This window comes from Bradyrhizobium sp. USDA 3397 (assembly GCF_054060965.1).
Window position 1 is genome coordinate 3,976,818 of record NZ_JBSSDS010000001.1, and the last position, 21,435, is coordinate 3,998,252.

At 58.4% G+C, this 21,435-nt stretch carries 14 protein-coding genes and 1 pseudogene; 5 read left to right on the top strand and 10 right to left on the bottom strand.

Features of this window, described 5'->3' with window-relative positions; all coding sequences use genetic code 11:
- Window positions 1–138: 138 nt before the first annotated feature.
- From ACVWYQ_RS18250 to ACVWYQ_RS18260, 3 genes are all read right to left on the bottom strand, one after another.
- Window positions 139–3,216 carry an efflux RND transporter permease subunit gene (locus ACVWYQ_RS18250; protein WP_456726216.1) on the bottom strand — a complete coding sequence of 1,026 codons (3,078 nt, stop codon included), beginning with the start codon at window positions 3,214–3,216 and terminating at the stop codon, window positions 139–141.
- A gap of 1,431 nt (window positions 3,217–4,647) precedes the next feature.
- A complete protein-coding gene (locus ACVWYQ_RS18255) occupies window positions 4,648–5,673 on the bottom strand; it encodes a PDR/VanB family oxidoreductase (protein WP_456726217.1) in 1,026 nt (341 codons plus the stop codon).
- A 10-nt stretch (window positions 5,674–5,683) separates the two neighbouring features.
- Window positions 5,684–6,754 carry an aromatic ring-hydroxylating dioxygenase subunit alpha gene (locus tag ACVWYQ_RS18260; protein ID WP_456726218.1) on the bottom strand — a complete coding sequence of 357 codons (1,071 nt, stop codon included), beginning with the start codon at window positions 6,752–6,754 and terminating at the stop codon, window positions 5,684–5,686.
- Between the two features lie 161 nt (window positions 6,755–6,915).
- On the opposite strand from ACVWYQ_RS18260, the gene ACVWYQ_RS18265 reads away from it, so the two are divergent.
- Window positions 6,916–7,875 (top strand): LysR family transcriptional regulator, encoded by a 960-nt coding sequence (locus tag ACVWYQ_RS18265; RefSeq protein ID WP_456726219.1) that lies wholly within the window; start codon window positions 6,916–6,918, stop codon window positions 7,873–7,875.
- 325 nt (window positions 7,876–8,200) lie between these two features.
- Here ACVWYQ_RS18265 and ACVWYQ_RS18270 read toward each other — a convergent pair whose 3' ends face one another.
- Entirely contained in the window at window positions 8,201–8,458 is a 258-nt protein-coding gene (locus tag ACVWYQ_RS18270; RefSeq protein WP_456726220.1) for a hypothetical protein, read from the bottom strand.
- A gap of 181 nt (window positions 8,459–8,639) precedes the next feature.
- Here ACVWYQ_RS18270 and ACVWYQ_RS18275 point away from each other — a divergent pair, with 181 nt between their 5' ends.
- Window positions 8,640–9,059 carry a hypothetical protein gene (locus ACVWYQ_RS18275; RefSeq protein WP_456726221.1) on the top strand — a complete coding sequence of 140 codons (420 nt, stop codon included), beginning with the start codon at window positions 8,640–8,642 and terminating at the stop codon, window positions 9,057–9,059.
- A 614-nt stretch (window positions 9,060–9,673) separates the two neighbouring features.
- Here the strand turns inward: ACVWYQ_RS18275 and ACVWYQ_RS18280 are convergent.
- Entirely contained in the window at window positions 9,674–10,408 is a 735-nt protein-coding gene (locus ACVWYQ_RS18280) for a hypothetical protein (RefSeq protein ID WP_456726222.1), read from the bottom strand.
- A gap of 77 nt (window positions 10,409–10,485) precedes the next feature.
- Between ACVWYQ_RS18280 and ACVWYQ_RS18285 the strand changes: the two genes are divergently transcribed.
- Window positions 10,486–11,709 carry an ABC transporter substrate-binding protein gene (locus ACVWYQ_RS18285; protein ID WP_456726223.1) on the top strand — a complete coding sequence of 408 codons (1,224 nt, stop codon included), beginning with the start codon at window positions 10,486–10,488 and terminating at the stop codon, window positions 11,707–11,709.
- Between the two features lie 1,244 nt (window positions 11,710–12,953).
- On the opposite strand, the gene ACVWYQ_RS18290 is transcribed toward ACVWYQ_RS18285, so the two are convergent.
- Window positions 12,954–13,883 (bottom strand): TauD/TfdA dioxygenase family protein, encoded by a 930-nt coding sequence (locus tag ACVWYQ_RS18290; RefSeq protein ID WP_456726224.1) that lies wholly within the window; start codon window positions 13,881–13,883, stop codon window positions 12,954–12,956.
- Between the two features lie 653 nt (window positions 13,884–14,536).
- Between ACVWYQ_RS18290 and ACVWYQ_RS18295 the strand changes: the two are divergent.
- Window positions 14,537–15,876 (top strand): annotated as a pseudogene (locus ACVWYQ_RS18295) (LLM class flavin-dependent oxidoreductase).
- 1,479 nt (window positions 15,877–17,355) lie between these two features.
- On the opposite strand, the gene ACVWYQ_RS18300 reads toward ACVWYQ_RS18295, so the two are convergent.
- On the bottom strand, window positions 17,356–17,796 hold the full coding sequence (locus tag ACVWYQ_RS18300; protein WP_456726225.1) for a hypothetical protein: 441 nt from the start codon (window positions 17,794–17,796) through the stop codon (window positions 17,356–17,358).
- Window positions 17,797–17,812: 16 nt separating this feature from the next.
- On the bottom strand, window positions 17,813–18,013 hold the full coding sequence (locus ACVWYQ_RS18305; RefSeq protein ID WP_456726226.1) for a hypothetical protein: 201 nt from the start codon (window positions 18,011–18,013) through the stop codon (window positions 17,813–17,815).
- A gap of 428 nt (window positions 18,014–18,441) precedes the next feature.
- On the opposite strand from ACVWYQ_RS18305, the gene ACVWYQ_RS18310 reads away from it, so the two are divergent.
- On the top strand, window positions 18,442–18,816 hold the full coding sequence (locus ACVWYQ_RS18310; RefSeq protein ID WP_456726227.1) for a hypothetical protein: 375 nt from the start codon (window positions 18,442–18,444) through the stop codon (window positions 18,814–18,816).
- An 89-nt stretch (window positions 18,817–18,905) separates the two neighbouring features.
- On the opposite strand, the gene panC is transcribed toward ACVWYQ_RS18310, so the two are convergent.
- Entirely contained in the window at window positions 18,906–19,763 is an 858-nt protein-coding gene (gene panC / locus ACVWYQ_RS18315) for a pantoate--beta-alanine ligase (protein WP_456726228.1), read from the bottom strand.
- 2 nt (window positions 19,764–19,765) lie between these two features.
- Window positions 19,766–20,647, bottom strand: a complete 882-nt coding sequence (panB, locus tag ACVWYQ_RS18320; RefSeq protein WP_456726229.1) for a 3-methyl-2-oxobutanoate hydroxymethyltransferase — start codon at window positions 20,645–20,647, stop codon at window positions 19,766–19,768.
- Window positions 20,648–21,435: the final 788 nt, after the last annotated feature.

Consider the following 21,435-nt stretch of genomic DNA (forward strand, 5'->3'; position numbering starts at 1 on the left):
ACCTTTCGTGTCCCTCCGCGCCACGAATTGCAACCACCTCAGGATGGTCACGCCTCGGATAGACGAGCAGCCCCGTTACCTAGAGAAGCAACAAGCGAACGCGGGTTTATCATCAGGGGTCATCACTGGCGAGGTGGATCAGCTGACTATGAGGTCGAGCTCGGCGGCCTTCTCGGGGCGCGCACTCGCGTCAGGTCTGTGATCCGACGCGATCGCGACATAGACCGCCGGCAGCACGAATAGCGTGAACAGTGTGCCGATAGCAATGCCCGCTACGACCACCAGCCCAATCGAGAAGCGGCTCGCGGCGCCAGCACCCGTTGCAGTCAATAAGGGTAAAAGGCCCGTGACCATGGCCGCAGTGGTCATCAAGATTGGACGGAGTCGGACGCGCGCCGCCACCTCTATGGCCGAGCGACGATCAAGTCTCTTCTTGAGCTGCAGCTCATTGGCAAACTCGACCATCAGGATACCATGCTTAGAAATCAGCCCGACCAGCGTCAGCAGTCCGACCTGGGTGTAGATGTTCATCGTCGCCGCGCCAAAAAATAGCGGAATTAAGGCGCCGACGATTGCCATCGGTACGCTGACCATGATGATGAGAGGATCGCGCAGACTTTCGAACTGCGCCGCAAGCACCAAGAAAATGATGATGAGTGCAAACGCAAAGGTGATGGCAAGTTGGTTACCTTCCCGCACATACTGGCGGGCATCGGCGAGAAAGTCGTGGTTGTAGCCTGCGGGCAGTTCCTTTGCCTTCTCGTCCAGGAAGTCCACAGCTTGACCGATGGTGACGCCGGGCATCGGTACGGCTTGGAAGGTTGCAGAGTTGAGTTGATTGTAGCGGGTGAGCGCGTTGGGATCGGTCGCAGTCTCAATGGAGACCACAGTTGACAGGGGCAGCATCGCGCCCGTCGCAGCTTTTACATAGAAATTCCCGAGTGATTCCGGGGTCAGCCGGTGCTCACGCGGCACCTGCGGGATCACCTGGTAGGAGCGGCCCTCTAGGTTGAAACGGTTGACGAAGTTTCCGCCAAGTAGGGTCGCGAGCGCGCTCCCGATGTTCTGCATGGTGATGCCTAGGGCATTGGCCTTAGATCGATCTACCCTGATTCGCACCACTGGCTGGTTGAACTCAAGGTCAGAGTCGCTGACCATAAACAAACCGCTCTGGCGCGCGGCATCCTTCAACTTCGACATTTGCTCATAGATGGATTGGAAACCCTGCGTCGAGTTGATCACCATTTGCACCGGCAAGCCGCCTGAACCGCCCGGAAGTGGCGGCAGGCTAAAGGCAAATGCATTAATGCCTTCATTCTTGGACAGCTCCGCCTGCACTAACGGCTTCAGCGCGAGCGATGATCGTTTGCGCTCGTCCCAAGGCTTGAGCAACATGCCGGCCATACCGCCCTGCACACCGCTGGTGCCGTTAACCACGAAACGCAAGTCGGTCTCGGGAAACTTCTGAAACGCTTTGTCGACCTTGGCGCCGTAATAGTCGAGATAGTCGATATTGGCGTATTTAGGTGCCTTAGTTAGTACAAATAGGATGCCCTGATCCTCCTCGGGGGCGAGTTCCTTAGATGTATGCATATAAAGAAAGCCGACGAGGCCTAGCATAGTCACCGCAAACAGACCGGTAATCGGGCGATAGTCGAGCGATCGGTCGAGTTTGCGGCCGTACCACTGTGTCACGGCGCCGAACATGCGATTTACGAATGTTGCAAACCGCCCCTCCTCAGCACTCTTCAGCAAAACCGAGCACATCATCGGCGACAGCGTCAACGCGATCACGCCCGATACGATCACCGACCCCGCCAACGTAAACGCGAATTCACGAAATAGCGCACCGGTGAGGCCGCCGAGAAAGCCTATCGGCGCGTAGACGGCGGCCAGTGTAATCGTCATCGAAACGACGGGACCGACGATCTCGCGCGCCCCTTCCTTTGCGGCCTGCGTCGGCGTCGCTCCTGCTTCCAGATGGCGATGAATATTCTCCACCACGACGATCGCGTCGTCGACCACGAGACCGATCGCAAGCACCATTGCGAGGAGGGTCAGGAGATTGAATGAAAAGCCCAGTGCCAGCATCATGCTACAGACACCGACGAGCGACAGCGGAATGGCGACGACAGGGATGATGACCGACCGCAGCGAGGCGAGAAACAGAAAGATCACCAGCACAACGATAGCGACGGACTCAATAAGCGTCTTCTCCACCTCACCGATCGACGATTGAATGAATTTTGTGGAGTCGTATGCCACTTTCATTTTGACCGATGGCGGCAGGTTACGTTCGATTTCTGGAAGCAATTCCCGAACGCCTCGCACGATGTTCAACGGATTGCCTTGCGGGCTCGCCTGCACGCCGATAAAGATTGCGTGCTCGCCGTTCATGGCGACGCTGACGTCCGCGGTCTGTGCAGCAAGCTCAGCTGTCGCGATGTCCCCTATGCGAACAAAGCCGTCGTCTTTGGCTTTGACGATCATGTTCTTGAACTCGTCGACACTTCGCAGATCTGTATTGGCCGTCACGTCAGAGACGATGAAATAGCCCTTAGCCTGTCCGGCCGCGGCCTGGAAGTTATTAGCTGTGATTGCAGCCGAAACATCAGCTGGAGATACGTCGTGCCCTGCCATTCTCGCGGGATCGAGCCATAGCCGCATCGCAAAACTTTGGCCGCCCAGAATGTCTGCGGCTGCGACGCCGTCTACGGTGGACAGAACCGGTTGTACCACGCGCGAGAGATAGTCGGAGATCGCGCTGGCCGTCAGTTCTTCGCTTGAGAAGCCGATATACATGACAGCTGTCGTCTGACCGGAAGATTTGGTGACGACCGGATCGTTCGATTCCTTGGGGATTAAATATCTGACCGAGTTGACCTTCGACAGGACTTCGGTGAGCGCCTCATTTGGATCGAAGTTGAGTTTGATGTAAACCTGGATCGTCGAGGTACCGAGCACGGAGGAGGACGTTATGTAGTCGACGCCCTCGGCGGAAGCGACAGCTCGCTCCAACGGAGCCGTGATGAACCCCTGAATCATGTCAGCGGAGGCGCCTGGATAAGAGGTCGTGATATTGACGACCGTGTTCGATAGCTTGGGATACTGTCGAACCGGCAAAACGGTGGCCGCGCGAAGACCTATCAGCAGGATCAGAAGACTGACCACAACAGATAAGACCGGACGTTTTATGAAAAGCTCGATAAATGCCATCGCGACGCTCAGATTCAAAAGACTAATTCAGATCGCAAGCAGACCCGGGCCACCGCCACATTGATAAATGCGGCGACTGCCATTATGCCCGCACATGAGGAAAGACGGATCACTCGCTCTAAAAGCTTGTGTTGATGGGCCGCACGCGCTCCCTGGGTTCATCGCCCGGTGGCCAGCTCGAAACACTAGAGCAGAGCGCCTGAGCAAATCCGAAGAAAACGCTTAGAAACCAGCCCGGCCGCATCAGCCTTTATCCAAAGTTCATCGGCTGCAGGCACGAAAACGAGCGTTGATAGAGCCCCAACACGAAGGTGGGTCCGCCTAGTTCTATCACCTTCGTCCTCACGCCCCATTGGCAGTTAACAACGTCCACCAAACGCATCAAGTCAGATTCCGGCTTGGTGCCGCACGTCGAGTTCAGATGATTCCGCTTCGACGTCGAAAGTACAAACAACTCGACAGCTGTCTCAACTCTACAAGGGTTAGCGGGCGATATAGAATAGGTCGGTAAACCTATACTAAGGTTTGCCGACAGGAGATGCGCCAGACTTGCGCTGTGCCAATAGAAATGGTCTCACAGATGGATTCTAACGGCCACTGCCCGATCCTGGTGGGCTGCGACAATCCAACGTGAGCCGCTCGTCGGGCGGCTAATCAAGGAAGCGCTGACGAGCACGACCGCGAATTCGCGCTCGTCACATTGCCGATGCGCCTCGAGCAGGTATGTTATCCTTCTTTGGCCGGCCTGGATTCTTGCTCGCCAGGTTTTCTGACTGGCGGTCGAGCGCCCTTTTACAGCACAGGTCGCCTTTACTCCGCTTGCTCTCTGCCCTATCTCGGGTGTGTTTCCTGCACCTGGGCTGGGAGGCCTACGTTCACAACAATCGATTGTGATCATGATGCACAGTCCTACCAAACAGTGTTGCCGACGTTCACCGGCTCGAGCAGCTGCATCAGCAGAGTTGGTGCTGAAATGCTGGAAACTTGGCCGTTCAAGTGGATAGCACTTTGTCGCGGCGGATCTGCGTTAGAGGACACTGCTCCTCTACCTCCTTTGGCGTCTTCCGCCTCATGGACTCGGTGAGTTCTGACAAAAGCCCGCGATCAAATTCGCCGTCGCGATTGCGCTTTGTATAGCGATTGTGTCAGTGCAACACGCCTTCGCTGGATTGTGCACGACCTTGGACTTAATGTCGCGAATTGCTCGGAAAGCGCCGCCATCCCCTGCCCAAGCTTTCATTTCTGATGCTGATCTCCATCAGTGTCGACGGCGTTTGTCGTCGCAATTCGTCTCGATCCGCCATTAACTCTCCAAGAGCGGCGGGTTTCTTGTAGCGTTCGTTCCTGGCCGCGGGTGAGCCGCATGATGGAAAAGGCCGCAGTCGAGAGATTGCTTGCGCCGTGATCGGCGGCGCGTTCGTGGCCCGAGGGCTAGCGGGGGTCTTGCGGACCTACACCACGCGCGTCGCGGCCATGACGCAGGATCCGCGCTCGATCGGGCGTATCGAGCGTTAGACTACCGCTCGCCGCGCGCGACACACAGGTGCATAGCTTGCTGTTCGTCGCCCGCTCTTCACTGCTGAAGAACACGTCACGATGATCGACCTCCGCCGACGCCTCCAGGATCGGCAGCACGCAAAGGCCGCATTCTCCGCGCCGGCAACCGAAGATCATGTCGACGCCAGCATCTTCGAGAACCTCGAGCATGGAGCGATTGGCAGGAACGTCAATTTCTAGACCCAATCGGGGAATCGTGATTTTGAACGGCGCGTCTGCAATGTTGCCCGCATGGCCGAACCTCTCATAGCGAAGGTGCGCTTCGGGTCGGGCCGCCTCGCGCCATAGGCGCTTGACGGTCTGCAACATCCCGAACGGGCCACACACATAGAGCTCACCCTGCGCGTCGAGTTGGCTGATCTCGTCGGCGACGTCGATGCGTTGTCCCTCTTCACCTATGAAGAGCTGAAGGCGTTTGCCGATATAGCGAGCAAGCTCGTCCGCGAGCACCAGGTCGCGACGGCTGCGCGCGGCATATAGCAGACGAAAGTTTGCGTCCGCTTGCTTCAGCGCCAGCGCCATCGGATAGATGGGCGTGATACCGATGCCGCCGGCCACCAGCAAATATTCCGACCGGCCGTAGCTCAATTCGAAGCTGTTCTTTGGCTGGGAGACCGTGAGCCGTTCACCCGCCTTGAGGCGCCACATGCCGACAGATCCGCAGCGGCTCGATGCAAGGCGCTTGACGGCAATGCGATAGAGTCCGTCCGCAGAAGGACCCAACAGCGAATAGCTGCGAACCTGCAGCCCTCCGTCGATTGGCATGAGGATGTCGATGTGACTGCCGGGCGTTGCCGTCATCAACAGGCGGTCTGGAGCGATCTCGAAGAGCCTCACGTCAGGCGTGAGTTCGCGCGTGGCACAAAGGCGTGCGCTAGTCCATTCGACCGGTTTGGCCATCTTTCTTCGCTCACTCGGCCGCAACGTTTGCGATGACATTGGCCTGTTCGTTGGTTATCATCCGGTCGATCAATCGTCGTGCCCATAGGGCGCCGGCATCGATGTTGAGGTCATAGAAGGGTGTGCGCGGGTTTTTGTCGATGGCGGCCTGCTGCGCTTCCAATATTCTGTGATCCTGATCGTAGACGCCTGCTCCACCATTGACGTGGGCAAGCTGAAGCTCTTTGGTCAGCTGCGCATCACCCTTCCGATAATCTCGGACGAAGTTCCAGAAATAGTGGCAGGTTGCTTCAGTTTCTGGCGTGATCGTCGCCAAGAACGCGCCACTAACGCCCTGCGAGCGGTCGCCTTGCGGGGCGTCCGTATTTGTCAGCGCCACCCCGACGTCGCCAACGACAACGGACGGTGCGTGGAACGTCACGACCTGCCAGCGATCAACACGGCCCGGCCGCGCAAGCTGGCGCGCCCAGAACGGAGGCGGCTCGATGTCGATCATCCAGCGCGTCATCGTTGCGGTGTCGTCGGTGTGTGTCACATCGAAGGGCGCGGCCGTGATCGCCTCGTCGCCGATACTGCCGGCGTGCACGTAGGTCTCGTGCGTGAGATCCATCAGGTTGTCGATCACCAAACGGTAGTCGCATTTCAGCTGATAGAACGTGCCGCCCTCGCCGACCCATTGCTTTCCGTCGTTCCAGTGAAAATCCGGAATTTTGGCAGGGTCCGCGAGCGCTGGATCTCCGGGCCACAGCCATACCAGGCGATGCCGCTCGGCGACCGGATAGGCACGCACACAGGCTGACGGATTGATCGTCTTCTGCGCGGGCATGTAGGAGCAGCGCCCGGCTGAATTGAAGACCAGCCCGTGATAGCCGCACATGACGTCGTCGCCCTTCAGGTGTCCGAGAGACAACGGCAGCAGCCGGTGCCAGCAGGCATCCTCTAGGGCTGTGATGAGGCCGTCGATGCGGCGGTAGAGCACGACGTTCTTGCCGCAGATGGTGCGGGCGGACAGATCGCGGGCTATCTCGTGGGACCACGCGGCCGCGTACCAGGCGTTGAGCGGAAAAGGTTTGGCGTTCATGGGGCAGCTATCTCCATGGTTTGGCGATGGTCACGGGCTTGCCGTCTAAATTCGAGCAGATTGCGTTGGCAATAGCTCCCGCACAATCGGACAGAGTTGATATCCTTTATCTACTCTTTCGATAGGGTGTTGCAGTTTTCCGCCAGGAGGATCCTGAAGAGATGGCAAAGGATTGGGATCCACTCGCGATTGATTTTGGCGCGATCCGTACATTGCGCCTGGTCTCGGAACTGGGTTCGTTTTCGAAGGCTGCTGACGCGCTCGGCACGAACCAATCGACTATCAGCTACACAATCGACCGGCTGCGCGCCGCGTTCCACGACAAGCTATTCGTGCGCCAGCGCGGCGGCATCGCGCCAACGCCCCGATGCGCCGAAATCGTCGAATGTGCCAGCCGTATGCTCGAAGCCTTCGAGGGCTTGGTGCAGCCTGCGGATTTCGATCCCGCCAGCGCGTCCGGGCGGGTCACGATCGCCTGCAACTATTACGAACGCTCGATCATTCTGCCGCGCACCATCGCGGAGGTCAGGCGCCGGGCGCCCCGACTGGTGTTGGAGATCAAGACGGCGCGCGCCAAAGGCACGGCGAATCTGAAAAACGGTGAAGCAGATCTTCTGGTCGGCCCTTACAACGTGCATGAGGAGAGCTTCTATCACCGCCACCTGCTGGACGACCACTATGTGTGCGTCATGCATCGCAGCCATCGGCTCGCGGGCAGGAGGCTGCGGGTGAACGACTATGTCAACGCGAGCCACGCCGTCGTGACCTATGGCGGCACCTGGAAGTCAGGGTACCTCAGAGAACTCGATCAACGTGGTTTATCGCTCACCCAGGTGGTCGCGATACCGAGCATTTCCGATCTCACGCACATTCTCCCCGCAACGGATCTGATCTCGACGGTGCCGAGCCGCATCGCTTCGAACATCGCCAAATCCGTCGTGGCGACATCGTGTCCCTTCCCTGAGCCGTTTCAGATCGGCATGACCTGGACGAGCCGGACCCATCATTCCGCGGCCCACCGCTGGCTGAGACAACTCATCGGCCGAATTGCCCGCAGTTTGCCGTACAAGACCGCTCCCGCTGCGCCCTCTGGGCGCAGGGGCACCAATGCCAGAGTTTGAAGTGCCGCCCCGCGGGACGCGGGCGTAGTCCCAGGATGAGATCGAAGGCTTGCTGGATCCCGTCCTGACGAACTCGGTGGCCGTCCGATCGGGGCGGCTGCGACAGCGCGCGAATTGGAACTTTGTGCAAGGATAAATGGAGGCGGCTCCAATCGAAGAGGCTTCGAACAGGTTTCGCCGGCCGACTACATGGAGAAGGAAGCCTCTCCAGGACTAATCGGTCAGCGGGCATCAGAAGCCGGCCGCCTTCGAAGGCGATAAAGACAGAGGCGGGAGGGATGGGAAGATGCGGCTAACACGATGATAACATCAAGCCCAACGACATCTACCGTCCGGCCGTCGCCCGAGACGAGATCAATCTGCGGCCAGCTCCGTTGAGGTGCTCAAATTGCGCGCCGAGAATCTGGGCATCCCACTTTCGAGGTGTACGGCTCTCATCGATCGTCACGAGAACGTCATGGTAGAGCCTGCGCAGGTCGTTGTCGGAGGTCAACAGTGCGTCGTTGTACCGGTCCGAGAGGATGCGCCATGGCCCGGGGCCGGCGAATTGACCGCGCGGAACAGACGCAAATGCCTCGATCATTGGGGTTACGCGGGAGCGGGACTTAAAATTCTTACCATTGAGTGGCTAAGATGATTTTTGTCCGACAAATTATCCCTTAGGCGATTGACGGAGCATACGACGCTTAGCACAGTGTTAGCACAAGTTCGGCTTTAGGACGCTGAGCGTGTGCCGGCCGCGAAGCCAACGGAAGCTCATCGTCATGGACGAAGTCGCATTGCAAAGGGCTGAAAAGCAAAAGAACCACATCATCCTGGGTGGCAAGGTCCATCTTTACCGCCGCGGGAAGCGCGGCCCGTATCATTGCTCGGCAATAATTGAAGGGAAGCAATACAGAGCAGCCACGGAGAAGGACTACCTCCGGCAGGCCGAGGAAGTCGCCGAGGAATGGTATCTCAAGTTACGGGGAATGGTGCGGAGCGGTGACCTGGAAAAGGTCACCGCTCGTAAGAAGGAGATGACCTTCAAGCCCGCAGCAGAGAAATTCCTGGAAGAGTTTCCTGTGCTGACGGAAGGTCAGCGCAATCCCATCTACATCGCCGGCCACGAGCGCCGGGCGCGGAAGTACCTCATTCCCTTCTTCGGCAAGAAGGCCTTCCGCAAACTACTGGCGGTCTCGTGAACGAGTACCGCATGCATCGAGTAGCGGACACCAAGGAAAGGTGGGGAAAGCGAAGCACGCAAGGTTAAACCAAAGCGCAGACGACAAGGGGCTGAGCGGCTGGCGGAACGCGAAGTTAAATATCCCGAGTTCGATCGAGGCAGCCGCGCACAGTGGAACAAGGGCAGGCTTACCGGCAACGCGCACTCATACGCTAAGGCAGCCGCGAAGGCCGAGCGTCAAGCCGCCAGATTGCGCGAGCGGCAGCTCTACTACGCCAAGCTCGCCCGTGAAGCTGAGCCATCCAGTGACCGTGACGAGGATACAGAGGCCGCCAGGAGAGCGCATGCTCGCCATCGGTTGGCTGAGATTGCCTATTGGCTCAACGAGCTTGACTTCCTCTTCCTTGCGCTGCTTGGCATTCGCGAAGTCCGGTTGGTCCGGCGCTCTGTATGGGCCAATCGGTTTTCCGGAGGCGCGAGCGCTTACTCACGAACGGTCGGAGCCGTCCATGGATGCCGCACTAGGCGCGCCTGCGGCAGACTGCAAAGTCCACACGCGGCATGACTCTAGTCATTGATTTCATACTCCGGACTGGCGATGCTTAGACCGCAATAACAGCTCGACCAATTCCGTCATTTCTTCTCGGCTGCGCTAACGCAAGGCAAGGTCCGCGTATATAGCTTGGCCCCCAGCTGCGCAAATTCGTCACGAATTTCTTGATCTATCGTGACAACGCAAGACTTCTCTATCTTCTTTTCCGAATCAAAGAGAGTGACCGAGAATTTCATCGGGATCGACTTAAGTGGATTGTCCTTCTGGCTCATAAGCTTGAGCAACTCAGACCAATTTAAGAAATTAGACCGATCGCAGCTATCACCAACGCAGGAAAGCCGTGGATAGAAGCGGGTCTCATGGGCTTCAGACTGCCCGCCCGGAATCACTCGGGGCGTTGCGACCTTTTGAGATGCCGAAGTAGTTGTAATGTCCGAAAAGTATGTCCAATCCAAAGCTATCTGTCTGTCAGCAATCTTTGCCTCTACTTGCTCCCTTCGAAGTACCGCGTTGTAGGCCGGATCTCCGCGGTTAACATATGACATCGTCGAAGCTGTGACTGTCACCTTGCTATCGGCGGTGCACTCATCCGCCTTCCTCTCGCTGCATCTTAACTCCACCTGATCCGGTGGGAAGAACTGCACGTCGGCCCCTTTTACCCAGTTTGTAATATACCAACCGTACCCAATAATCGACAACGCAAAGGCCGCAAGCCCTGCCAGGTCCGTCGCCTTGTATTTCCAAATACGGGGCGAAGCAGGCTCAGAGCCCCGAGCCTCTGCCTTAGTCTTTGTTTTAGCTTTGCGTGAATTCAAGCGCCGTAATCCTCGCATTTTCCGGATGCAATTTCTAGTGTACAGTTGCTTGTGAGGCTTAGCCAAGGAGTTTTACGATGAGAGTCCTTGCAGTAGTCGTTGCGATTTTCACTGTTCTTTATCCCGAACAATGCCGCGCCCAGGCAATCACCCGCATTGGCATTTTGGCCGATTTTTCGAGCGTGACTTTGGACAGCCTTAGCACGGCAGCTTCAATGGCGTTGAAGGAGGTCCCGGACCGAGACCAGCGGTTCAAGGTTGAGGTCATTTCGGCAGATCACCAGATGAAGCCCGATGTTGCAGTTGGCATCGCTAGGCGGTGGATTGATACTGAAAAAGTAAGCGCAATTATTGTGAGTGGCGGCAGCGCAGTGTCTTTAGCGGTGGCTGGCCTCACAGGAGAAAGGAAAGTGCTCTCGATTATGTTGGACGTGGCACTACCGCCAAAGGAGCGAAAGGCGCCAACGTTCAACTGGGCGTCTAACGACCGATTGATCGGACTGACGCTGGCAAATTATCTCGTTGATGATGGTCACAAGAACTTCAGTATCGTTGCACCAGATACTGCATTTGGCAATGCAATCGCGAAAGCGACAAGCAAGGTGGTGACGGGCCTTGGCGGAAACATCATAGAGGTTTCCAACTATAGTTGGCAGGGAAGCTGGTCTGGACTGAAAGCTAGCGCGCGTGACGCCACAATTGTTATGTTTGGCACTTTCCTGAATGGAATTGTGGATCAGATCGATGATAAGCAGATGCCCTTTCGACTTGCGTTTGGCTCACCCCTTTTACTAGCAGATATCGATAAGATCGGGCGAACTCGTGTTGAGAATGCAATATTTGCCACCTCGTTCTATTGGGACGTGAACGACGCCACAAGGGATTGGACAAAGCGCTTTTTAAATGCGCGACGTGAACGATCAACGAGTCCACCGGACGTGACAGAGGCTGGCATATACTCCGCCGTGCGGCACTATTTGAGAGCATTGCTGGAAGCGCGAGAGAGCGACGCAGACAAGGTCGCGGAGAAGATGAAGCAGCTTCCTGTTGATGATTTTTTTGCTCCGAACGGCCGAGTACGTACAAACGGACAGCTGGTGCATCCGGTATATATTGTTCAGATCAAGCCGAAAGGGGACATCCGCTATGCAGGAGATTTTCTCAAAGTCCTGGAAGTGATTCCGGGGATTGCCGCGCAGGAAGCAGCTTGTGGTACGCCTTGCCCGAAGAAGGGCGCCTGCCCTCAAAGCTCTGATCAGCCGGACTGCCCCTGCCCGAAAGGCAACGCGTGCCCGCAGTGAGCCACACTGGTTGAGACCCTTGGCCGGCCAAGTATCAAACTTCCCACGCCAACGCAGGTTGCGCCAGGAGCGATAGTTGACCTTCGAAGCAAGCACTGGAAAGCGAAGGATGTCGCTGCGGTACATGACGATGGCATCTTGCCCGGTAGTCGCATCACTTCGACGCGTGACAGCGATGTTGTCTGCCCGACGATCTCCGATACGAACTTGGCAGCGTCCAGGTCCCTAACGTTGAAGAACACTTTGCAGGCTGCTGATTTCGCTCGAAATCGCCCATGATTCCGAAATGAAATCGCCCGCCATTCCGATTGAAATCGCCCACCATTCCGAGATGAAATCGCCCGGGGTGAAGCGGCCTCTTCTGGCTCTGATAGGTCCCTCCTTTCGGCTTTTGGCAGGAGTGGATCGGATGCCGATGGGGAGGCTTGGGATGCGCCATGTGCGCGAGGATGAGACTGAAGCGGCTGGGCTTTCGATCCGGGAGATCGGGCGGCGGGTCGGGGCCGTCCTCTCAACGGTGCGGCTGACGATCCGGCGGTTCGAAGCGGCAGGGCTGAGCTGGCCGCTTGCGGACGACGTCGCGGATACGGTTCTGGAGGAGCGCCTTTTGCAGGCGCCGGAGCCAAACGAGGCCAGAGGCGGCGCGCGGAGCCGGACTGGGCGACCATTCACCGCGAGCCCTAGCGCAAGCATGTGGCGCTGTCGATCCTCTGGGAGGAATACATCGCCAGCCAGCCGCATGGCTATCGTAGCCGCTTCTGCGAACTCTACAGGGCCTGGGCCGATCACGTCGCGCCCCGTCTTGATTGGGCTATCGTCCTTGACGAAGTAACCCCTGATAAGTGTTGGTGTCGGAGCCGTAATAACCGACGACAGCTTTGATCGGCGCCTTCGCGCAATCAGCTTGAGGATCGCGCCATAGAAGGCGCCGCCGATGTCGATATCACCAGTGACGACGGTCTGAATGTCCTGCGGCCCCCTGATGGTGTTGCCGACCCATTTCAGCTTCAGCGGGGAGAGATAGCCGAGGTCCTCCGCGACTCGATGAACGTCAACTGCCCGGCCCAGCCCTGGTAGCGGATCTCAGTCTTGTCGAGCGGCGGCTCGGCGAAAGCGGGAGCCGCGAAGCCCAGCAAAAAAACGCCGGCGAGCAGTAGCTGCGCGGTCCTGCGCGCGGTAAGCTGCCGCGCGCGCACAAAGCGAACAAAGAGGTCATTCTGATAAATCCTGTCGCTGATGCGGGATCAGGCGGCCTTGGCCGTCTGCGGTTTCGACAACTTGATGCGGGTCACGCTGCGGCGGCCATCGACGCTGAGCGGCACGTCGCCATCGATGGTGGCGCGGCGGACGACGCGATGCTGATCGCCATAGTCGTTGACCGCGTAATGCTGGGTCGCGCGGTTGTCCCAGATCGCGACGTCGCCGGCCTGCCAGGTCCAGCGCACCGTATTTTCGGGTGCGGTGATGTGGCACTGGAACAGATCGAACAGCTTTTGCCCGTCATATTTCGGCAAGCCGACGAACCGCTGGACGAAATTACCGAGCACGAGCGTGCGCTCGCCGGTTTCGGGATGGACACGCACCACCGGATGCTCGGTCTCGTAGATGGTGCCGGTAAAGACTTCGTCGAAATGTTTCTTGTCGGCCTCCGTCGCGCGCGTCTTCACGGCATAGTCATAGGCGTTGCTGTGGACCGCCCAGAGCTCGTCAGCGAGCTTGCGTAGCGGCGCCGGCAGGTCGAGATAGGCTGCCGCCGTGTTCGACCAGACGGTGTCGCCGCCGAACGGCGGAATCACCACGCCGCGCAGCACGGAGATTTTTGGGTAGGCATCGACGAAGGTGACGTCCGTGTGCCACTGGTCGGCACGGCCGCCGCCGCGCCCCGAATCCAGCTCCAGGATCGACGACGTGCCCTTGGTCGCCCCGACCGTCGGATGCGGCACCAGCTTGCCGAGCCTGACGGCGAAGCGCTCCTGCTCGGCATCGTCGAGATGACCCTGGTCACGGAAGAAGATCACCTTGTGCTCCAGCAGCACCTGGTTGATGGCGCGGACGACGTCGTCGGACAGATCGCCCGACAGCTTGACGTTCTTGATCTCGGCACCGAGCCGCGCCGCGCGCTTGACGATGTCGGCGCGGGGAATGGAATTATCGATGGTGGTCTTGTTGCTCATGATCGTGGTCTTTCCTGGGATGGGCTGGACAACGCTACGCCATGCGCCGGTCACGCCAGCGGCGGCGAGTGATGGGATGTTTCTGATTTAAGTCCTGAGGGACCGCGATGTGCATCGTTGGCTAGATGATCGGCGGCACAAGCGTCCCGGAGGTACAGCTCTCCGCGATCGGACCGGCACAGCACGGCGTGCACGGCGCAGATATCAGTCGGGCTGCTTCGTGAACGACGAGTGGATCGGCTTGCAGCATGGTCAACGACCTCGTTTGAACGTTGCAGATCGTAAGAGCGAACGCGATCCAGTCAATGAAACGAAACCAGCTTTGTTTTTACCGCCAAGCAAAGATCGCGTCGCCGATCACATAGACACGGAAATATTTACGACGATCACAGCCTGGGCGAGCGTTTAATGCGCTCGGAGCAAGCCAAATCAAGCTGGCCGGCGCAGAAAATTACCCGATTTGCGCATCCTCTTCATCAGCACGACGTCACTCGTCTCCGGTTGGCAGCGCGTTCACACGCTTCATTCTCGCTTCGCTCATAACAACGCAAATCCATTTCATCGACAGCTTTGCGAGCGCCGACATAGACTCGAGCGACGCCGCAAGCGCGGCACCCACACGCTGTAACGACCAGAGATTTGCGAGCACGCCCATGAGCAAACGCCAATTGTCCCTGAACTTCTTCATTTATCCGGACGGTCATCACGAGGCTGCCTGGCGCCACAAGGCATCGACCACTGACCGCATCCTCGACGTCACCTATTACCAGGAGCTGGCCCAGCGCGCCGAAGCGCACAAGTTCGACGCGGTGTTCTTCGCCGACGGGCCGGCGCTCGCCGACAACGTCCGCTACGCGCAACGCTTCCGGCTGGAACCAATCACGCTGCTCGCCGCGATTGCCTCCGCCACCAAGCGCATCGGCCTGATCGCAACTGCGTCGACCACCTATACCGAGCCATATAATCTGGCGCGGCTGTTCGCCTCGCTCGACCATATCAGCGGCGGCCGAGCGGGATGGAACATCGTGACGACGAGCTCGCCGCAGGCGGCGCAAAACTTTGGCCTGCCCGAGCATCCGCCGCACAACGAACGCTACGAGCGGGCGCGGGAATATCTCGATGTCATCACGCGGCTATGGGACAGTTGGGAAGACGACCCGCTGGTCAACAATCCCGTCTCCGGCATCTTCGCCGACACCAGCAAGATCCACACGATCGACCACATCGGAAAGCATTTTCGCGTGCGCGGGCCGCTCAACGTTTCGCGGCCGCCGCAGGGCCGGCCGGTCTATGTGCAGGCCGGCTCGTCCGAGGACGGACGCGCCTTTGCAGCGCGCTTTGCCGAGGCCATCTTCACCGCGCACCAGACATTGGCGAGCGCGCAGGAGTTTTACGCCGATATCAAGGGCCAGGCGCGCGCGTTGGATCGCAGCCCCGACCAGATCAAGATTTTACCCGGCATCTCGCCGTTCATCGCCAGCACGCAAACCGAGGCCGACCGGCTTCAAGAGGAGCTCGACGCGCTGATCCAGCCGGAGTTCTCGCTGACCCAGCTCCGCCAGATGACCGGGCTGGATCTCACCGGATTCGATCTCGACAGCCCCTTCCCGCGCCATCTGATCGACATTAAGGCGCGCATGGCGTGGCGAGCCGCTTTAAGCTCATCGTCGACATCCTTGATCGCGAGAAGCCGACGATCCGCCAGCTCGTGCAGCGGCTCGCTGGCGCGCGCGGCCATTGGGTGATCGCCGGACCGCCGGAAAAAATCGCCGACAACATCCAGACCTGGTTCGAAAACGGCGCGGCCGACGGATTCAACGTCATGCCGCCCTTCCTGCCCGGCGGCTTCGATCTGTTTGCCGAACACGTTGTGCCGATCCTCCGCAAGCGTGGCCTGTTCCGCCAGGACTACGCGGGCAGTACTCTTCGGGATCACTACGGTTTGAGCCACCCGACGAACGTATTCTCGCGTTCCCTTCAAGCGATCGCATGATCGATGGAAGGCAGTCACGACTTGAGCGGCGCGTGCCTTTGCTTGGGGCGGATGCGCGCAGTCCTAGCGGTCACATACTCAATATCGGCTTCACAGCCATCGAGACGAACCAACTCGCATCGCCGAAATGCCAGCCCTGTCTTCGAGAGTAGCAAGAAGAAGTGCCTAGATCTGAGCACGTCTGGTGCCCCCTCGATCAGAAGGCGAGCCCCTGTTTCCGACGCCTCGATGAGGACGCAACTGCGCCACCATCTTCCATCCGCCCCCAGAAGAGCCACCCGGTGTTCATGTTCAAAGTGAACGCGCCTGACTAGCCATTTGCTTCGAAGCATAAACATCACGCCACTCGGCGGCGCCTTCAATTGGATCCATAGAGGAAGTGGAGAGCTGCACGAAGGAGAATATCTTACGGCCCCAGCCCCGGTCGGACGAGGCCTTGCATCGACGATGTCGAAAAGGCTTGCCCAGACGAGCCAGAGCGAACTACTCGAATGAAATCATACTTGCGCTTGAGTATCACAGGTGCCTGCCCGAACAAGGGGCGGCTTTCCTTTGCGGTGAACCCACGTTCTTTTATCGTCTCTAGCCGCACAATTTCTGCCATTGCACACCAAAAATGCATTTTTGAGGCACTATCCGCGGCTACTGAGACGTAGCAGGGCACGAATCAGCTTTAGCGCTGCCGCCGGCGCCCATGGCCGTTTCAAACAGCCGCACAGACGTGATGCGCGCCGCGGCCTCATCCGTGCAAGCTGGGAGTGGATCTATCGATTGCTAGATAGAGTAGGGAGTACAGCCTCTGATTTTGATTGTCACTTTCCACCGATTTTGCAGTTGGTGGACACCAGCAAGAGAGTTTCGAGTTGCATTCAGCAGAATGCGACCCCGCCAGTCAACGCGCGTTAGCGGCAGTTCTGGCAGGAGCAGGAAGGTGTTGACGACATGCTGCTAATCTGGGGCACGTACGTTTGCTGTCAGATTCGAAGAAGGATTCGACGGTGGTCATCGAAGAAAGTCGACGATCAGCAGCTGTGAGAGGCCTGGAAACAGGCATCGGCGCGAGCGCCGCCCCTGCTCCGCTCGAGCGCGTGACGGTACCCCAAGATATTTCGGGTTGAATTGCGATATGGAAGTTGGATCTTGCCGGCGGTCCCCACGGCCGACGCCTTCGAATGCCTCAGTCAAGACGCTGGCGTGAAGTGCGCAGCAGACGATGTAGCGGGACCCGCGCCGCGTTTGCGTGCCGGCGTCCGCTCGGCCCGCGATTTTGACCAGGCCAATGTGACTTGAAACTCGAAGTGTGCACGCCCTCGTCGGCCCCCCGAGGCGCTATGCCTCAACAAGGCGAACCGGGCATGGTTCAAAGACCCAAGCAGTTGCCAATTGAGTTAAGTCAATACAACCGCTACCTGCTATGAGGCCGCGGGCCGTACGGAGTTTCACCAACGCGTAAACTGCAATATTTTCGAACTCACGACCCTATTGCACGTCCACTTCCAACATTGAGAGGGGATAGCCGTCGTTTAGTGGATCGTCTCCGTCGATCTTGGCCGCAGCTGGAGGAGCCGCGTCGGCTTTGAAGGGCTCTATTGCAGCTAAGTTCTCATCGGCAGCAGCGCTGGTCTCCAGAGGAGCCCCGTGCTGATCTATTCGCGCCCCTGTGCCAGACGGCCTCGCTTCCATCCCTTCAAGGACGGCCCTGCCATGGTTCGTGATGCGCCAACCTCCATTGATGCGCTCGATCAATCCTTGCGAAAAGATGTCGAGCCCGGGTACACGCGCCCCCATTCGCTTCGTGCGCTCAGCCCATTCCGGCCCGCTCGTAGCCAAAATGGCCATGTCCCGCTTGAGGTCGGTCATGGATGCGAACCCGTCCGGGTAACTGACCAGAATCTTCAATACTGTGACCTGGAAATTCACCGCAGGACCGCCGAGACTATCGCCACATCGTCGGCGCCGAGCGAAGTGCCTCCATGGCCACCTGTTTCAGCCCCTCTGCCGTAATTACACCTTTGCCGGCGGCCTCGAGCATCTTGGAGGCGACATGGGCGCGAAGTCCCGTCTCGCTGCGGGGGAGACCCTCGCAGACCTCATCGAGAATGGCGCGCAGCAGCGCAGTCGTGGCTGGGTCCAACACTCTGCGACTCCGACATGCAAGGAGATCAATCGCACGAAAACACTAAATGCACTTGAATGACGTTCTTTCAGACCCAAAGTCTAACCGAGTATACATGCATCGAAAAGTTTGTATCTGAAGTCTCCTGGTGAACGCGCTAGTCTCCCTGCCACGTCGGTGGTGGCGTAACTGCCATCTTGCCGAAATCCAGCGCCAGCCTGAGATTTTTAAAGATTTTCATCGCGCTCGATATGCAAACTGACAATAAGATTTTCAGCAACCGCGCACCAGACTGGGTTATTCAGCCCATTCCGCTTTACACTCCACTCTTAAGCAAGAGGCGAACCGGCCACGAACAGGAATTCGCCGCGCCTAGAACAACGATCGTCCGCGCTCGACGATTGTTCATACTATCAGGTTCTCCTTGAACGCCGCGGGCGGAGCCGGTCATGGCCCCTCTCTTTGAGCATACGGGCTCACAAGTGATGACTGGCTCTCGATGCAGTCGAGCAGCCGCGAGCTATGAAGCGGACCGGGCTCTGTTTATGTTTTTGAGCGCACCGATCATTTCGTCACGCCCGATCCGGCAAGCGGCCGAGGCGTTAGTTGCAACACCCCGGCTTGCCTGCTCATGGTCTCAAAATCTATTGGGGAAAGTCGATGAAGAGCACGCAGGAACGATCAAGCACCACCAGCCCCGCCCCCAAAGCACGCGGTCGATCGAAAACAAAAAAGCTGACGGCCACAATGAAGCGTCGCGCGCTCAAAGTGCAAAAGTCGGAGCCGCCCGCTACATCGTCACAATTACAGACCCCTGCGATTGAAACGTGCGCCGCCTCTGACGAAACGCGCGCTGCCTCCGACTGACGTCTGCGCTGCTCCGACCAAGCTCGCGCTCGCCAGAAGCTCCGTATCAACCGGCATCGCGATCCGGATCGAGCACAACATTGTCGATCAGCCGGGTCGAGCCGACATAGGCTGCTACGCAGATGGCGGCGGGACGAGATACCCGGTTTGTAACCGGCTCGAGCGTTTGGGCATCTACAATTTCCAGGTATTGCAGCTCATCGAGGTTCTCGATGAGCCGTCTGGCGCGTAACAGCAGCCGGATGGGATTGCGCTCTCCTGCCCGAAAATCGGCCTCTGCCTCGAACAGGCCCCGACTTAGCGAAAGGGCTCGCTCGCGTTCGGTGGCGCTGAGATATCGATTCCGGCTGCTCATTGCGAGCCCGTCAGGATCGCGAACCGTCGGCACCGTGACGATCTCGATCGGGAAGTTGAGATCGGCTGCCATCCGCCGGACCACCGCGCACTGCTGAAAGTCTTTCTGCCCAAAAAACGCGACATCCGGCTGCACCATGTTGAACAACTTGGAGACGACCGTGGCAACGCCGCGGAAATGGCCGGGTCTGAAGGACCCGCACAAGGGCCGAGCGGGCGCACCTGGTTCGACAAAGGTACCAAACTGAGGCGGATAGACCTCCTGCGCCAGTGGTGCGAAGAGGATGTCAACTCCTGCCGCGCGGCATAACTCTTCGTCGCGAGGGAAGTCGCGAGGATAGATACTGAGATCTTCCTTTGGGCCGAACTGAGTGGGATTGACGAAGATGCTGACGACGTTGGTGCTACACTGTCTCCTGCTCGCCTGGATGAGGGCCATATGACCATCGTGCAGATACCCCATCGTGGGCACAAAACCGATGCGCCTTTCTGGGTTGCGAGCTTCCGCCAACGCCAAGCGCAGCTCGCTAACGGTGGTTATGGTGCGCATGGTCACTCTGGCCTAGCCATCTTGCGAGGTACCCAGTTCGCGATCAGATCCTTCAGGGGATCGGGCAGGCGATAGGATTCTTGGGCAGCCGGGAACACCCCTTCGCGGACATCGGCAGCCCAGCGAGAGAGCGCCTCCTGCAACAGATGAAAACCATCGGAATAAGCTCGCACGAATTTCGGACGGTGCCCTTGGGTCAAACCCACCACGTCATGAAAGACGAGCACCTGCCCCGAACATCCAACGCCGGCGCCTATCCCGATGGTCGGGATTGTGAGCGTCTCCGTGACCCGTGCGGCCAGCTCCGCCGGTATGCCCTCAAGCACAAGGGCAAAGCATCCGGCCTCCTGGAGGCGGTGCGCATCTTCAAGCAGCTGTATTGCATCATCGTCTGAGCGCCCCTGCACCTTGAAGCCACCCATTACGTTGACGCTCTGGGGAGTAAGCCCGAGGTGTCCCATCACTGGAATTTCGCAGTCGACCAACGCGCGAACCATATCGAGGCGCTTGGCACCGCCTTCGAGCTTGACGGCATCGGCGCCGCGCTGCAGGAAACCGCCTGCGTTGCGGATGGTTTCCTGAGGGCTGATATGAAAGCTGAGGAACGGCAGATCCGCCACGAGCAAGGCGCGAGGCCGCGTGCGCGCGACCGCTTCCAGATGGTGGTTCATCATCGACAAGCTGACCGGCAGGGTATTGTCGAAGCCGAGGCACACGTTGCCGACACTATCGCCTACGAGGATGACATCCACGACGGGATCCGCGATATGCGCCGTCACGGCATCATAGGCGGTTGTCATCGTGATTCGCCGCTCCTCATTCTTCAATTGCTGAAGAAGGGGAATAGTAACCTTGGCGCTGGACGGTTGCGGTTTCTCGCTCATCTCACTGCTGGTCCGTCTCCTCGCCCGCATTGTTTCGAGCCGGCGGTTGGTAGGCGAGCTTAAACAGATTGGTCAACGGCTCCACAAAGAAAGAAACATTCTTCTTCAAAGTGCGAAGCGGCCGACCGAACATTCCAATGATCGCGCAATCATCGTGCGGTTAATTTGCGGTTGGATGCGACGGCGGCGACTTCTTAAGGCCTTGAGTCAGTCACCTAGTCTCCGTAAGTCTTTGCGCCAGGGATCGAAGCCTCAGGGCCGAGACGCACAGCGGCTCGGTTCCGAGCGCCCGATGCGGCGAAGGCCGCATGCGCGCCGGCGAAGGATCGGTTCAATTCAAATCGGATGATCGCAATTTTCTTCGCCCGCATGCGCTCTGCGCGTCATAGATTCTGATTTGAAGCATGGCAAAACGCTCCTTCAGTTCTTCTCCACCTACCCGGCGCGATCTCGGCTTAAAATTCGTTTTCTCGTTGCCATGCGCCTCAAATGCGCATGGACCGCTAATTTCCCGGTACGCCGGCAGGCACAACAACCGCGCGACCGCGCTCATCCGCTCGCTTGGACATGCCTGAGACCCAACTCTGGGCTTGCGCTTCGCTCGCCGGCCGTCGCGGACGGACCTACCAACGGCGATCGTCTAGGATCATCCGACCAGGACAATTGGTGACGCGAGACAATGAATCCTGTCGCTTACCAGTCCTCCTTTCCTTCCGGAGACACATCACGAGGGGCCCGAAGTCCCATACTAATTTACACCGGACGAGACGAAAATCCTATCTTATCTC